A 259-nucleotide genomic window follows, 5' to 3' on the forward strand; every position below is an offset into this window, starting at 1 on the left:
TGTTAAAGCAACGGAAGTTTCTGACTACACAGGCTTCCCAGAAATGATGGATGGCCGCGTAAAAACACTACATCCAAAAGTCCACGGTGGCATTCTTGGTCGTCGTGACATCGACGGCGCCGTCATGAAAGAACATGGCATTGAAGAAATTGATATGGTTGTGGTTAACCTATATCCATTCGAAGCCACCATTGAACGCCCAGATTGTGATCTTCCAATGGCGATTGAAAACATCGACATCGGCGGCCCTACTATGGTT

General features: G+C 46.7%; 1 pseudogene. It reads left to right on the forward strand.

Annotation, left to right across the window (positions count from 1 at the left end):
- Positions 1-259: pseudogene (purH, locus tag AAEY78_RS13780) on the forward strand (bifunctional phosphoribosylaminoimidazolecarboxamide formyltransferase/IMP cyclohydrolase); the annotation flags it as partial.

Origin of the sequence: Psychrobacter sp. 16-MNA-CIBAN-0192, from assembly GCF_040309565.1 — a bacterium.
Classification (GTDB): domain Bacteria; phylum Pseudomonadota; class Gammaproteobacteria; order Pseudomonadales; family Moraxellaceae; genus Psychrobacter.